The sequence below is a fragment of the Corallococcus sicarius genome (assembly GCF_003611735.1).
GTDB classification, from domain to species: domain Bacteria; phylum Myxococcota; class Myxococcia; order Myxococcales; family Myxococcaceae; genus Corallococcus; species Corallococcus sicarius.
Genome location: NZ_RAWG01000267.1, coordinates 1 through 13,487 on the forward strand (window position 1 = coordinate 1; position 13,487 = coordinate 13,487).

Annotated in this window: 14 protein-coding genes; 10 read left to right on the forward strand and 4 right to left on the reverse strand. The window is 73.5% G+C overall.

The genetic code is table 11. The features are described 5' to 3' along the window. The first annotated feature begins 31 nt into the window (after positions 1 to 31). On the forward strand, positions 32 to 748 hold the full coding sequence (locus D7X12_RS31145; RefSeq protein WP_120628882.1) for a class I SAM-dependent methyltransferase: 717 nt from the start codon (positions 32 to 34) through the stop codon (positions 746 to 748). 16 nt (positions 749 to 764) lie between these two features. Here the strand turns inward: D7X12_RS31145 and D7X12_RS31150 are convergent, their stop codons facing one another. Continuing rightward, entirely contained in the window at positions 765 to 1,382 is a 618-nt protein-coding gene (locus D7X12_RS31150; RefSeq protein ID WP_120628883.1) for a hypothetical protein, read from the reverse strand. A gap of 245 nt (positions 1,383 to 1,627) precedes the next feature. On the opposite strand from D7X12_RS31150, the gene D7X12_RS31155 reads away from it, so the two are divergent. From D7X12_RS31155 to D7X12_RS45170, 5 genes are all read left to right on the forward strand, one after another. Next, positions 1,628 to 2,983, forward strand: coding sequence for a sensor histidine kinase (locus D7X12_RS31155; RefSeq protein ID WP_120628884.1), 1,356 nt, complete (start codon positions 1,628 to 1,630; stop codon positions 2,981 to 2,983). Next, complete coding sequence (locus D7X12_RS31160) at positions 2,980 to 3,882, forward strand: SAM-dependent methyltransferase (RefSeq protein ID WP_120628885.1); 903 nt, start codon at positions 2,980 to 2,982, stop codon at positions 3,880 to 3,882. The genes D7X12_RS31155 and D7X12_RS31160 overlap by 4 nt, the downstream gene beginning before the upstream one ends. A gap of 146 nt (positions 3,883 to 4,028) precedes the next feature. Continuing rightward, positions 4,029 to 4,466, forward strand: a complete 438-nt coding sequence (locus D7X12_RS31165; RefSeq protein ID WP_120628886.1) for a hypothetical protein — start codon at positions 4,029 to 4,031, stop codon at positions 4,464 to 4,466. A 219-nt stretch (positions 4,467 to 4,685) separates the two neighbouring features. Then, complete coding sequence (locus D7X12_RS31170) at positions 4,686 to 5,936, forward strand: metallophosphoesterase family protein (RefSeq protein ID WP_120628887.1); 1,251 nt, start codon at positions 4,686 to 4,688, stop codon at positions 5,934 to 5,936. Next, positions 5,933 to 9,133, forward strand: coding sequence for an AAA family ATPase (locus tag D7X12_RS45170; protein WP_120628888.1), 3,201 nt, complete (start codon positions 5,933 to 5,935; stop codon positions 9,131 to 9,133). The genes D7X12_RS31170 and D7X12_RS45170 overlap by 4 nt, the downstream gene beginning before the upstream one ends. On the opposite strand, the gene D7X12_RS31180 is transcribed toward D7X12_RS45170, so the two are convergent. From D7X12_RS31180 to D7X12_RS31190, 3 genes are read right to left on the reverse strand one after another with little or no spacing between them, the layout of a single operon-like run. After that, on the reverse strand, positions 9,103 to 9,909 hold the full coding sequence (locus D7X12_RS31180; RefSeq protein WP_120628894.1) for a sulfite exporter TauE/SafE family protein: 807 nt from the start codon (positions 9,907 to 9,909) through the stop codon (positions 9,103 to 9,105). The two genes, D7X12_RS45170 and D7X12_RS31180, sit on opposite strands and share 31 nt — an antisense overlap. 26 nt (positions 9,910 to 9,935) lie before the next feature. After that, positions 9,936 to 10,262, reverse strand: a complete 327-nt coding sequence (locus D7X12_RS31185; RefSeq protein WP_120628889.1) for a rhodanese-like domain-containing protein — start codon at positions 10,260 to 10,262, stop codon at positions 9,936 to 9,938. Continuing rightward, positions 10,259 to 10,966 (reverse strand): MBL fold metallo-hydrolase, encoded by a 708-nt coding sequence (locus D7X12_RS31190; RefSeq protein ID WP_120628890.1) that lies wholly within the window; start codon positions 10,964 to 10,966, stop codon positions 10,259 to 10,261. The genes D7X12_RS31185 and D7X12_RS31190 overlap by 4 nt, the downstream gene beginning before the upstream one ends. Positions 10,967 to 11,071: 105 nt before the next feature. Here D7X12_RS31190 and D7X12_RS31195 point away from each other — a divergent pair, with 105 nt between their 5' ends. From D7X12_RS31195 to D7X12_RS31210, 4 genes are read left to right on the forward strand one after another with little or no spacing between them, the layout of a single operon-like run. Further along, positions 11,072 to 11,497, forward strand: coding sequence for a YeeE/YedE family protein (locus D7X12_RS31195; RefSeq protein ID WP_120628891.1), 426 nt, complete (start codon positions 11,072 to 11,074; stop codon positions 11,495 to 11,497). A gap of 15 nt (positions 11,498 to 11,512) precedes the next feature. After that, positions 11,513 to 11,992, forward strand: coding sequence for a DUF6691 family protein (locus tag D7X12_RS31200; protein WP_208719392.1), 480 nt, complete (start codon positions 11,513 to 11,515; stop codon positions 11,990 to 11,992). Beyond that, positions 11,973 to 12,782 carry a sigma-70 family RNA polymerase sigma factor gene (locus D7X12_RS31205; protein WP_120628892.1) on the forward strand — a complete coding sequence of 270 codons (810 nt, stop codon included), beginning with the start codon at positions 11,973 to 11,975 and terminating at the stop codon, positions 12,780 to 12,782. Before D7X12_RS31200 ends, D7X12_RS31205 begins: the two co-directional genes overlap by 20 nt. Positions 12,783 to 12,828: 46 nt before the next feature. Beyond that, positions 12,829 to 13,257, forward strand: a complete 429-nt coding sequence (locus D7X12_RS31210; RefSeq protein ID WP_120628893.1) for a hypothetical protein — start codon at positions 12,829 to 12,831, stop codon at positions 13,255 to 13,257. Positions 13,258 to 13,487 lie beyond the last annotated feature (230 nt).

Below are 13,487 nucleotides of genomic sequence, written 5' to 3' on the forward strand. Positions count from 1 at the left end.
AGGGTGGGCGCTCTGGCAGACTCCGCGCGGGATGACGGACGAACAGGCGAAGCGCACGGTGTTCTGCGAGGACGCGTTGGGGTGGCTGGACGCCCGGCCCGTGCTGGAGGGCTGTTCGGTGGTGGCGTCGCTGCCGGACGTGTCGGAGTTCCCCTCGCTCACGGTGCCCCAGTGGAAGGACTGGTTCGTGGGGGCCGCGACGAAGGTGCTGTCGCGGGTGCCGGCGGACGGGGTGGCGGTGTTCTACCAGTCCGACGTGAAGAAGGACGGGGCGTGGGTGGACAAGGGCTACCTGGTGTCCAAGGCCGCGGAGGCCGCGGGGTGCGAGACGCTCTGGCACAAGGTGGTGTGCCGCCGGACGCCAGGGACGGTGACGTTCGGGCGGCCCGCGTACTCGCACCTGCTGTGCTTCAGCCGGGGGCTCAAGGCGGACCCGGGGAAGTCCACCGCGGACGTGCTGCCGGAGCCCGGCGAGGTGACGTGGACGCGCGGCATGGGGATGGCCGCGTGTCTGGTGGCGTGCCGCTTCATCCTGGAGCAGACGCGCACGCGCACGGTGGTGGATCCGTTCTGCGGCCACGGCACCGCGCTCGCGGTGGCCAACGCGCTGGGCCTGGACGCGGTGGGCGTGGAGCTGAGCCGCAAGCGCGCGCGCCGGGCCCGCAACCTCCAGGCGACCTGGAAGGGCGGCGCGCTGGTGCTGTCCGGCACCGGCGGTGGAGACGGGGAGCGGGACCGGGAAGACTGACGGCCCGGGTGCCGGCTCAGGCCGCCTGCGCCGACTCGAGCGCCGCCGCCACGTCCCGCTCCAGCACGTTCAGGAATGATTCGAACAGGCGCTCCTCCAGCGCGAGCGCGGGCTCCAGCGTCGCGCCCACCTTCGCGAGCCGCTCGTGGCACGCGTCCTCGATGGCGCGCCGGTGGCCCTGCTCCTCCGTCACCACCCGGCCCATCTCCTCGCGCACCGCCGGGTGCCGCGTCGCCGCCTTGTAGAGCGGGTAGAGCACCATCGCCCGGCGCTCCACCACCGCGGTGGTGAGCAGGTAGTGCAGGTGCACGTCCGCCTCACCCGTCACCTGCGTGGCCCACGCCGCCAGCTCCCGGTCCAGCGACTGGAACCAGGTGGCCGCCGCGCCCGCGCTCAAGAGCTCCGTCACCTCGCGGCCCGCGACCTCGCACGCCAGCCGCTTGAAGGTGAAGGCGTGGCGCGTCTCGTCCGCCAGGTGACCCAGCACCTCCAGCGTCGGGTGCCGGTCCGCCACCGTGCGCGAAATCTTCCGCGCCCCGGTGAACTCCAGCAGCGACAACGTGTTCAGCCACCGCACCTCCACGTCGGAGGACCGGGCCAGCTGCCGCAACACCGTCTGGATTCTGTCACGCATGGGCGCCCCTCTATCGCGCCGCGCGCGTCCCCCCAAGCTCCTAACGCATCCCGGCACCTGGAGGACGCGAGGACTGGCCAACAATGCCTGCCCCTCGCGGTTTGACCTGGACGCCCCGCATCGCCTTTGCTTCGTGCCTTATCAGGCTGTGCTTGGTGCAGGGGGGTGACCAGCATGCCGCCACAGCGGAATGACAGCCATTCGTCCAGGCCTTGCCTTGTCCGGGCTCGCGCCCGCGTGTCCGCATGAGGACCCCGCCCCCTTCCTCCAGCGTCTGGGTGACGGCCTTCCGCCGCTGGACGCGCGCGCAGGACGCGGGCCGCATCCTCGCCGCCGAGCGCCTGGGGACGTGCGCGGCGCGCGTCCTCGGCTGCACCGCGCTCATCGCCTTCTTCGCGGGGGCTCCGGGGGTGCGCGGCCTCTTCGCCCTGCCCGTCTCCACCGCGCTCGCGTGCTTCCTGCCGGTCGCCGTCAGCGGGCTGGCCTTCTGCGCGGTGCACGCGGGCCGCACGCGGCTGACCCGGTGGAGCTGGCTGTGGCGCCTGCTGACGCTGTCGCTTTCGCACTTCTTCCTCGCGAGCCTGATGGCGCTCGCCGCGCTGCCGGGGGCGTTCGTCCTGGGCGTGCTGCTCATCGCCGCCACCGCCCTGCACGGCTGGCGCTACCGGGTGACGTGGCGCGAGCCCTTCGTCGCGGGGGGCACGCTCGTGGCGCTCGCGTGCGCGCTGCCTCTGTGTTCGGGCCTGGACCACGCGGTGCTCTTCGCCATCGTGGGCCCCGCGGCCCTCTTCGCCGAGCTGTCCCTGGGCGCCCTCGCCGTGCGGTACGACCAGGCCCGCGCCGACGCGGAGCGCCTGCGCGCCGCCGTGCACGCGCAGCTCATCGAGCAGCAGGAGCGCGACGTGGGCCAGCTCACCCAGGCGATGGCGGACATCCTCCGCCACCACCAGGACATGGACCAGGCGCTGCTCCACGCGGGCAGCGCGGCGGACATGATGGCGGCGTTCGGCGTGCAGCGCGGCATGCTGGCGCGCACTGAATTCGAGGAGCAGTCCCGCCAGCTCCAGGACAGCCTCCGCCAGCTCCAGGAGATGGTGAAGGAGGTGCGCGCCAAGGGCCGCCGCTTCGTGGGCGCGGAGCCGGAGGCCGTGGCCCTGGGGCCGGTGCTGGAGAGCGTGCAGGCCCACGTGGGACTGCGCTTCCCGGATGTGGACATCCACGTCTGGGTGGATCCGCCGTGTCCCGCGCGCGCGCTGCTGCGGGGCGGGCCGCTCACGCTGCGCCGGGTGGTGGAGAGCCTGGTCGTCAATGCCTGCGAGGGCAACGGCGAACAGGGCGCCTCCCGCGTCTTCATCCGCGCGCGCACCGAACCGCTCAGCGGGCGGCTGGAAGTGGAGATCGAGGACGACGGACCCGGCTTCCCCCCGGAGCGGCTCAACGCGCCGGCGGAGGAGCTGTACACGACCAAGCCCCAGGGAACGGGGCTGGGCCTCTACACCAGCGAGTGCCTGCTGCGCGCCAGCGGGGGCCTGCTGCATCGCCACAACGGGCCGGGCGGCGGTGCCCTGCTTCGCATCCTGTTGCCCCGGGAGTTCCAATGAATGCCATCAGCGCCCTCCATGAACCGCACACCGCCCCGGGGGAGCCGCGCCTGAGCGACGTGCTGGCCTACCACGAGGCCCTGGCCGAGCGCGGACTGGCCCGCTACGGCCCCGGCCCCCGGGTGCACTGCCACACGGGGCTCGTGGACGGGCTGCCGCTCCCGGGCCTGCCGGCGCCGGAGCTGCGCAAGCGCCTCAAGGACTCCCAGGAGACGCTGCTCGCGGAGCTGGCGCGCGCCATGGGCACCTTCCCGGACGGCGGGGACGTGATGGAGGTGGGCACGGGCCTGGGCGGCGGCGCGCTGTACTGGGCGCAGGAGCACCGGGCGAAGGTGACCTCGCTGTTGAGCGTGCCCGCCCACGTGGAGCAGGTGCTCCGGTACGCGCGCGAGGCGGGCGTGGAGGGCCGCATCCACCCCCGGCTGTGCTCGGCGGAGGACATGCGGGGCCTGGGGTGCTTCGACGCCATCATCGCCGTGGAGAACGCGTGCGCGGTGCCCCGCGCGGACTGGCTGCGCGGCGCGCGCACCTGGCTCAAGCCGGGCGGCCTGCTGGCCATCGCGGACTGCTTCTGGGTGCGCCCCGGTTCGGTGCACCCGTCCGGCGACACGTGGCGCACGCACCTGGGCAGCGTGAGCGGGTTCCTCGCCGCCGCGCGGGAGGCGGGCCTGGAGCTGGAGGTGCATGACGACGTGTCCGCGCGCGCGGTGGGCTTCTGGACGCTGACGGCGGAGCTGCTCGTGCACGAGCACATGAGCCGCGCCACCGACGCGCGAGGCCTGCGCGCCGCGCTCAACGCCGTGCGGATGGAGGCGAAGCGCGAACACCTCTGGCTGCAACAGGGGCTGCTGGATGGGGGCCTGGAGTACGCGCTGCTCGTGCTGCGCCGTGAACGCTGACGCCTGCTCTCAGGCGGGCGACACGACAAGCCGTCCTCCGCTGGCCACCAGGGCGGGCGGCCCGGCGATATCCGATGTTCGGTACGATGCCCCCGCGCCCCGCCACTCCCAGCCTTGGGTTCAGCATATCCAAGGGAGGTTTGGAGATGGCGGACTACAAGCGATGGCTGGTGGCGGGGGCGATGGCGGGGGCGATGGTGCTCACCGGGTGCGAGAGCCGCGACAAGGGCTCTGAGATGGCGCCCGCCACCCAGGAAGGTACGGGAGGCTCCGGCGCGACGGGCACCGGAACAGGCTCGGGCTCCGTCATGGACGAGGGCACGGGAGGCACCGAGAGCGACACCGGAGGAACCGGCGGCTCCGGCGCGGATGCGGGCACCGGCGGCTCCGGCAGTGAAGTCGAGGGCGGAGCCGGCAGTGACGTCGAGGGCGGCACGGGTGGCGCGGGCAGTGACATCGAGGGCGACACCGGCACCGGGACCACGGGCGGTGAGATCCCCGGTGGCGGCTCGGGCGCGGGCGGCGGCAGCACCGAAGGCGCGGGCAGCGACCCGGGCACGTCCGGCAGCGAGGCGCCGCGCTAGCAGAAACCCGCGGACCGCGGCAGGCGCGGGCAGGGACCCTACCCCGCCCGCGCCCCGCTCTCGTGCGTCGGGGGGCCGCGCGCCTCCGGCACGACGCGCCGGGTTTCCGGAGTCGGACGCGACGTACGACCGTGGGACGTCCCGTGTGTCCACCGGGGCATCGCCCTCCAGGGAGGGAAAATCGGGAGGGCGGAGAGTCTCGGGTACGTTGCCCAGACGATGCGCTTCTCCTTCGTCCACGCCGCGGATCTCCACCTGGACACGCCCTTCCGGGGGGTGGCCACGCACGGCCCCCTGCTGGAGCGTTTCCAGCAGTCGACCTTCCATGCCCTCGCGCGCATCGTGGACGTGTGCCTGCGGGAGAAGGTGACGTTCCTGCTGCTCGCGGGGGACCTGTTCGACGTGAAGGACCGTTCGGTGCGCGCGCGGCTGGCGCTGCTCACGGAGCTCACGCGGCTGGACCGGGCGGGCATCCAGACCTTCATCGTCCACGGCAACCATGATCCGTTGAGCGGGGACACCGGGACGCTGGGGCTGCCCGCGTCGGTGAAGGTGTTCGGCCCGGACTGGGAGGACGTGGAGGTGCGGCGCGAAGGCCGGCGCCTGTGCCACGTGCAGGGCGTGTCCTATCCGGACGTGGAGGTGCGCGAGAACCTGTCCGCGCGCTTCCGCCGCACCGGCGCGCACTTCAGCGTGGGCCTGCTGCACGCGAACCTGGGCGGCGACGCGGGGCACGCCAACTACGCCCCCTGCACGGCGGCGGACCTGGCGGCAGGGGGCCTGGACTACTGGGCCCTGGGCCACGTGCACACGCGCGCGGAGCACCTGCTGCCCGGCGGCGGCGTGGCGGTGTACCCGGGCAACCCGCAGGGTCGGCACATCCACGAGACGGGCGAGCGCGGCTGCGTGGTGGTGGACGTGGAGGACGGCGTCGCGCGCCGGCGGTTCGTGCCGGTGGACCGGGTGCGCTGGCACCGGCTGGACGTGCCGCTCTCCGGGGTGGGTTCGCTGGACGCGCTCCAGGCGGTGGCCACGGAGGTGGTGGAGGCGCGGTGCGCGGAGGACTTCGACGGGCACGCGGTGCGCCTCACGCTGGCAGGCCGGGGCCCGCTGCACCGGGAGCTGTCGCGGCCGGGCGCCCGCGCGCAGCTGGAGGCGGACCTGCGCGAGCGGCTGTCGCGCGCGCACCCGCCGGTGTTGTTGGAGTCGCTCCGGGATGGCAGCCGGCCGGAGGTGGACCTGGAGGCGGTGCGCTCCGGGGGCGGCTTCCTGGGCACGCTGCTGGACGAGGCCCGCTCTCTCTCCCACGACGAAGCGGCGCTCGCGGCGCTGTGGGACGACGAGGAGCTGACGACGCTGGGGCAGCGGCTCAAGCGGCTGGGCGTGGACGCGCTGGAGGCGCCCCGTCCGGAGTTGGTGACGCAGGCGGGACAGCGCGGCGTGGAGCAACTCCACGAGGAGGCGTCATGAAGCCAGGGCTGCGCATCGACCGCTTCCAGGTGGACGGCTTCGGCCACTTCTCCGGCTACTCGGGGACGCCGGGCCCGGGGCTCACGCTGCTGTACGGGCCCAACGAGGCGGGCAAGAGCACCCTGCTGGCCTTCCTGCGCGGCATGCTGTTCGGCTTCGAGAAGCGCGGCCAGCCGGAGCGCTACGAACCCGAGGGCCCCCTCTTCGGAGGCGAGCTGTGCCTGGACACGGCGGCGGGCCCGCTGGTGGTGCGCCGCCGCGTGGGGAAGCGCGCGTCGGAGGGCACGCTCACCGTGCGGACGCCGGAGGGGCAGCCGCTGCCGGAGACGCTGCTCGCTGACGCGCTGGCGGGGGTGCCGCGCGAGCTGTTCTTCGAGGTGTTCGCCTTCCGCCTGGACGAGCTGTCCTCCTTCCAGCGGCTCGCCGAGCAGGGCGGCGTGTCCGAGAAGCTCTTCGCCGTGGGCATGCAGGGCGCGCGGCGGCTGCCGGAGGCGGTGGACCGGCTGCGCAAGGACGCCGAGGCGCTGTACGCGCCGCGCGGGCAGAAGCCCGAGTTGAACCGGGTGCTGAAGGAGCTGGAGGAGGTGCAGCAGGCGCTGCGCGAGGCGGGGGACCGGCCCGCGCTCTACTTCTCCACGCGCGACCGGCTGGCCGGTTGCATCGCGGAAGGGCAGGCGCTGGAGGTGGGGCAGAAGGAGGCGGCCCGGGCGCTGGACCGGCTGGAGCGGCTGGAGTCCGCGCTGGGGGACCTGGCGGTGCTCGCGCGCGACCACGCGGAGCTGTCCGCGCTGCCCCTCCTGGACACCTTCCCCGCGGGCGGGGAGACGCGGCTGGAGGACGTGCTCCAGCGGCGCAAGGCGTACCGCGCGCAGCAGGCGCAGCTGCACGAGCGGCTGACCCCGATTGAAGAGGCGCGGGAGCGGCACGCCGCGCCCTGGGCCGTGCGCGAGCGGGCCGAGCCCCTGCGCGCGGCGCTGGCCACCTTCGCGGGCCACTCGGAGCAGCTTCGCGCGCTGCCGGCGCGGCGGGCGTCGCTCGTCTCGCGGCGGCGGCAACTGGAGCAGGCGCTGGGGGAGCTGGGGCTCGCGGTGGACGCGGGCGGGCTGCTCGCGCTGGACCTGGGGGCCCGGGCGCGTGGGGAGCTGGAGTCGCTCGCGGGCCGGCTGGACGCGGCGGACGGCCTGCACGCGGACGTGGAGACGGAGCGCGCGCGGACCCGCGAGGAGCGGGTGCGGCTGGAGACGGCGCTGGCGCGGATCCAAACGGAGGTGGAGTCGCTGCCCGAGGCGCGGCCCGCGCAGGTGCGTCAGCGGCAGGCCGCGGTGGCCCGGATGCGCGCGGTGCGCGGGGACCTGGAGCGGCTGGCCGAGCAGCGCCTGGAGCAGCGCCGGCAGATGGACGGCGTGCGGGCGCCCACGGACGCGGTGCCGCTGTACTCGCTGCTGCCGCTGTCGTGGGTGGTGACGGCGGGGGGTGTGGCGCTGGGCTTCGCGGTGCTCGCGGGGGTGCTCGCGGGCGTGTCGGTGGGCGTGCTGTGCGCGGTGGGTGGGGCGCTGCTCGTGGCGTTGTTGCTGCTCGTGCGCCACCGCGTGGAGACGGCGCGGCACGCCAGCCTGGAGGCGCAGGCGGCGCGGCACCGTTGGCGTCAGCAGGAGGAGGAGCGCTTCCGCGCGGCGCAGGCGGCGATGGCCGCGCGCGAGGAGCTGCTCCAGCGGGAGCTGTTGCACGCGTCCGGAGCGGCGGGGCTGTCACCGGGCGCCTCGCACCCGGACCTGGCCGCGCACGAGTCATTGCTGGCGGAGCTGCTGACGCAGGCCGAGCGGCGCGACCTGCTGCTGCGCGAGGAGGACACGCTGCGCACGGCGTGGGACGTGGCGGTGCGCGAGGAGCAGCGCGTGGAGGAGGCGCGGCTGCGGGCGGAGCAGCGCGCGGAGTCCCTGCGCGCGGAGTGGGCGGCGTTCCTGGTGGCGCGGCGGTTCCCGGAGGGCATCTCCGCGGCGTCGGCGCTGACGCTGTGGCGCGACGCCGCGGCGCTGCGGCAGCGGCTGCTGGACCTGCGCACGGACGAGGAGGAGTTCACGGTGGCGGAGGCCGCGTGCGGCGCGACGACGGCGCGGCTGCTGGCGGAGGCCCGCGCGGCGGGGCTGCCTCCGGGGTCGGCGGAGACGGTGGCCGCGCGGGTGTCGGTGGCGCTGGAGGAGGTCCGCGCGCGGGCGGCGGATCAACGCCACCTGGAGGGCCAGCGCGGGGAGCTGCTGGCGGAGAAGGCGCGGCTGGAGCAGCTGGTGCTGGACGAGGACCAGACGCTGGAGGCCCTGCTCGCGGAGGGTGGCTGCCAGGACGAGGCGACCTTCCGCCGCCGCGCGGTGCAGGCGCGCCGGTACGCGGAGCTGAGCGTGCGGGTGCGCGAGCACGGCCAGCGGGTGCAGGCGCTCACGGGCCTGGACGAGGACGTGGCGCGCGCGGAGGTGCACGCGGCGGGGGGCGAGGCGGGGCTGAAGGAGCGGCTGTGCACGGCGCGGGAGCGCCACCGCGCGGAGGGCGAGCGGCTGAAGGCGGTGCTCACGGAGCAGGGCAGCCTGAAGACGCAGCTGTCGCAGTGGGAGAACGACGACCGGGTGTCCCGGCTGCGCATCCAGGAGGAGACGCTGCGGGCGAAGGCGGCGGAGCTGGCCACGCGCTACGCGGCGGACCGGCTGACGCTGGCGCTCCTGGGACGGGCGCGGAGGCGCTTCGAGGAGGAGCAGCAGCCGCGCGTCATCCAGCTCGCGAGCGAGCTGTTCTCGGAGCTGACGGCGGGGCGCTACCGCCGCGTCTTCATCCCGGCGGGGGACGCGAGGGAGCTGCGGGTGAGCGACGGGGCGCGGGACTGGAGCGCGGAGCAGCTGTCCCGGGGCACGCGCGAGCAGCTCTTCCTGGCGTTCCGGCTGGCCGTCATCCGCGACTTCGGGGAGACGCGAGGCGCGCTGCCGCTCATCGCGGACGACGTGCTGGTGAACTTCGATTCGGAGCGGGCCCGCGGCGCGGTGCGCCTCTTCGCGCGCCTGGCGGAGCACCACCAGGTCATCGCCTTCACCTGTCACCCCTGGCTGCGCGCGCACTTCGAGGCCGAGGGCGCCACGGTGCTGGAGCTGCCCGGGGCCACGAAGCCGGCGCGCGAAGGCACTCAGCCCCTGCGGGTCATCTCCGGCGGGTGAGCGAAGAAGGCGTCAAGGTTCCGGTAGAGGATGAACAGGCCCATCCCCACGAGGAAGAGCGAGAAGGCCTGCTTGAGGACCCGGGGCGACACGAAGTGGGACGCCCGGGTGCCCACGAGGATGCCCACCACCGCGAGGGTCGTGAACACCGCGAGCAGGGCCCAGGGCACCTCGACGTGGCCCAGGTAGCCAGCGAAGCCCACGAAGGAGTTGAGCGCGATGACGAGCAGGCTGGTGCCCACCGCCTGCTTCATCGGCAGGCCCATCAACAGCACCAACGCCGGCACGATGAGGAACCCTCCGCCCACGCCAACCAGGCCCGTGAGGCCGCCCACGCCCAGGGCCGCCGCGATCATCACCGGCACCGGGGCCTTGCGCGGCTCGACCGCCGGCTGCTTCCGCGCGGCGAGGACGGCGTCCTGGCGCCCGTTGCGGAACATGAAGAAGGCCGCCACGAGCATCACCGACGCGAAGAGCACCAACTGCACCGCGCCCGGGATGAACACGGACAGCCGCGCGCCCGCGTAGGTGCCCGACATCGCCATCGCGCCGAAGACCAGGGCCGCGCGAAGCTGGAGGTTGCCACGGCGCCAGTGGTCCGCGGCGCCGAAGAGGCTGGAGACGCCCACCACCGCCAGCCCCATCGCGATGGACTGCTTCGCGCCGAAGCCCAGGACGTAGACGAAGACGGGGACGGTGAGGATGGAGCCCCCGCCCCCCAGCAACCCGAGCGACAGTCCGATGAGTACCGCGAGGGCATAGCCGATGAGGGGCATGGGCATCCGTTCCGGCGCGCGAGCGCTCAGTCCCGCGGGCTGTCGGGAGCAGGCTCGCGCACCGCGAGCATTCCGCCCGCGAGGTTGTAGAGGTGCCGGAAGCCCCGCTGCGCCAGGGCCTGCGCGGCCCGCGTGGAGCGGGCCCCCGAGCGACAGATGAGCAGCAGCGGCGCGTCGCGCGGCCAGTCCGCGCAAGCCGCCTCCAGCGTCCCCAGCGGGACGAGCTCCGCGCCGGGCAGGTGGCCCAGCGGGCCGGTGTATTCGTCCGGCTCGCGCACGTCGATGCGGCGCACGTCCGGGCCCAGCGTGGAGAGCTGGGAAGGCGCGAGGTCCTGGTGGGAAGGGGACGTCATGTCCGGGCCTCCGGGGGTGGGGGCGCCGGGTGTCCGCAGGCGCGGTTGGCCGGAACGGCGAGGTCCATCTTCCGGGGGTTGGGCAGGTGGAGGTTCTCCATGATGTGGATGAACTCCTCCCGGCTCCTGCCCGCCAGGCGCGGGTGGTGGCGCTTCTCCTCGGCGACGGTCGTCACCGTGAAGCCCTTGTAGTCGTGGGCCGGGTAGACGCGCGTCGCGTCCGGCAGGGCGAAGAGGACGCGGGTGATGCTGTCGTAGAGCTGTGCCGCGCTCCCGTTCTGGAAGTCCGTGCGGCCGTTGCCCCGCACCAGCAGCGCATCCCCGGTGAAGACGCGCTCCCCCAGCAGGTAGCTGACGCTGTCGTCCGTATGCCCCGGCGTGGCGAGCACCTGGAAGACGAGCGGCCCCACGTGCACCGCGTCCCCGTGACGGACCTGGACGTTGGCGCACGCGGCCCCTCCCACGCCTCCCACCACCGTGCAGCGCGTGCGCTCCCGCAGCGCGCCCGACGCGGTGACGTGGTCGGCATGCACGTGGGTGTCGAAGACGTGGGTGAGCTTCAGCCCCAGCTCGTCCAGGAGCCGCAGGTCCCGGTCGATTTGTTCGAGCACCGGGTCGATGAGGACGGCCTGCCGCGAGACCTCGTCACCAACGAGGTACGTGTAGGTCGAGGACTCGGCGTCGAAGAGTTGTCGGAAAATCATGGCGCAACCTCCTGACCGTGAGAGCCAGGGGGTGGGAAGAAGGATTCAGGGCCCCTTCCACGGGGCGGGTGAATCCTTTTCGCGCGCGATGGGCTCTCATGGGGCATGGCCTCCTCCTTCCTCCTCCCCCTCCTGGGCGGTGCCCTCATCGGACTGGCGGTGTCGCTCCTGCTGCTGACCCACGGCCGGGTGGCCGGCATCAGCGGCATCGTGGGCGGGCTGCTGGCGCCCGTCCGCGGGGACGTCGCCTGGCGCGTGCTCTTCTTCGGAGGGCTGCTCGCCGGTGGGCTCGCGCTCGCCTGGCTGCACCCCGCGTCCCTTCCGCCCCCGGTGCTCCCGAGCGGCGGAGGCACCGTCCTGCTGGGGGTGGCGGGCCTGCTGGTGGGCTTCGGCACGCGGCTGGGCAACGGCTGCACCAGCGGGCACGGCGTCTGCGGGCTGGCCCGGGGCTCCCTCCGCTCCCTGGCCGCCACCCTCACCTTCATGGCCGCCGGGGTCGTCACCGTCTTCCTGGCCCGCCACGTCTTCTAGATGGGAGTCTTCTCCATGCGTTCTTCCCTGGGTGCGCTGCTCAGCGGCCTCCTCTTCGCCCTGGGACTGGGGCTCGGCGGCATGACGGATCCGGCCAACGTCCTGGGCTTTCTCGACGTCGCGGGCGACTGGGACTTCCGGCTCGCGTTCGTGATGGGCGGAGCCGTCGCCGTGCACGCGGCGCTCCGGCCCCTCATCCTGCGCAGGCAGCGCCCGCTGTGCGCCGGACGGTTCCCCTCCTTCCCCGCGCAGCGGGTGGACGGAAGGCTGTTCGCGGGCGCCGCCCTCTTCGGCGTGGGGTGGGGGCTGGCGGGCTACTGTCCCGGCCCTGCGCTGACCTCGCTCGCCAGCGGTGCCCCCTCCGTGTTCGTCTTCGTGTTCGCGATGTTCGCCGGCATGGCCCTGGCGAGGAGACTCCAGACATCGGGGCGGCCGGCGGAGGTGTTCCCCCAGGGGGAAGGGACGGCCACGGACCATGTCGACGCGAACCGATGAGCAGTTGCTGGAGGCCTCGCGGACCGGGGACGACCGGGCGCTCGACGAGCTGCTGACCCGTCACGAGAAGGAGGTGTACCGCTTCGGCCTGCGCATGTGCGGTTCGGAGGAGGATGCACGGGAGGTGTTGCAGGAGACGCTGCTCGCGGCCTTCCGCAACCTGCATGCGTTCCGGGGCGATGCTGCGCTGTCCACCTGGCTCTACCAGCTCGCGCGCACCCATTGCCTCCGCCTGCGGCGCCAGCGCGTGGGCACCCCCACCGGGTTCCAGTCCCTGGAGTCCTCCGAGGCCTCCCGCGTCGCGGCGGAGGAGGCCCTGCCGGATGCACGCTCCCACGCGAGGCAATTGGGAGAGGTGCTGCAGGCAGCCATCCTGGCGCTGCCGGAGGACCCGCGCGAGGCGCTCATCCTGCGGGACGTGGAGGGCCTCACGGCGGAGGAGGCGGCGCGGGTGGTGGGCATCGAGGTGCGGGCCCTCAAGAGCCGGCTGCACCGCGCGCGCCTGCTGCTGCGCGAACACCTCTCCACGCTGCTGGGAGAGGGCGCCCAGGGGACGGCCCGGGGCTGTCCGGAGCTGGCCCGGGAGCTTTCGGAATACGCCTTGAAGGAGGTGGACCAGGCCACCTGCATCCGGCTGGAGGAGCACCTGTCGCGCTGCCCCGAATGTGCCCGGGCCTGTGACTCGCTCCAGCGCACGGTGTCCCTGTGCCGACGGATTCCAGGGGACGCGGTGCCCGCCCCGGTGCGCGCGGCGGTGCGCCAGGCGATTTCACGCACGCTGTCGGCGTGACGGGCCGGCCGACTACTCCACCGTGAAAGGCGGCACCGAAACCATCATGGGAACCCGACCGTGGAGGCTGCTCCCGCTCCTGCTGCTCAACGCCTGCTCCTTCTTCCGGCCCCCGGCACGCCCCGTTCACGCACCGCTGGAGCAGGCGAAGCGCTTCGCGTTCCCCCTCGTGCTTCCCGAGGAGGGGCAACAGGTCCTGTCCGGCACGATGGCGGCGTCGGTCGCCCTCGCGATGGAGGACTTCCTTCCGCTGGGTTCGAAGCCTGCCCGGAATGCCAGCGCCGCGGAGGTCTGCGTCAACAAGCGGGAGGCGTATGACGTCACCACTGTTCCCGGAAAAGACGGGGTGGTGTTCGTCCGCTTCTCAGTCAGTCCCACGGCATGCCGTGACCTCGTCGGCCCTGCCATCTCGGACGTGCCCACCGTCTACGCCGTGGACACACGGCAGTGGGTCATCCTCTCCATCCAGAAATAAAGCGGGCCGGCCGACCCTGCGCCCCCCAGCGCGGATCCAGGCCGTACCCTGAAAAAACACTGGGAGCGCGCCCCCTCGACGCGCTCCCAGTGACTCAACCCCTCCCCCGAGGGGTCCCCCTCAACGGATGCGGCCCCCAAAGCTCCGCTTCCGCACTGCTTTTCTTCAAGACGACGAACCGCGAAAACCTTGAGGAGTTCCGGAAGATCAACCCCCAGACCCCTTCCCCC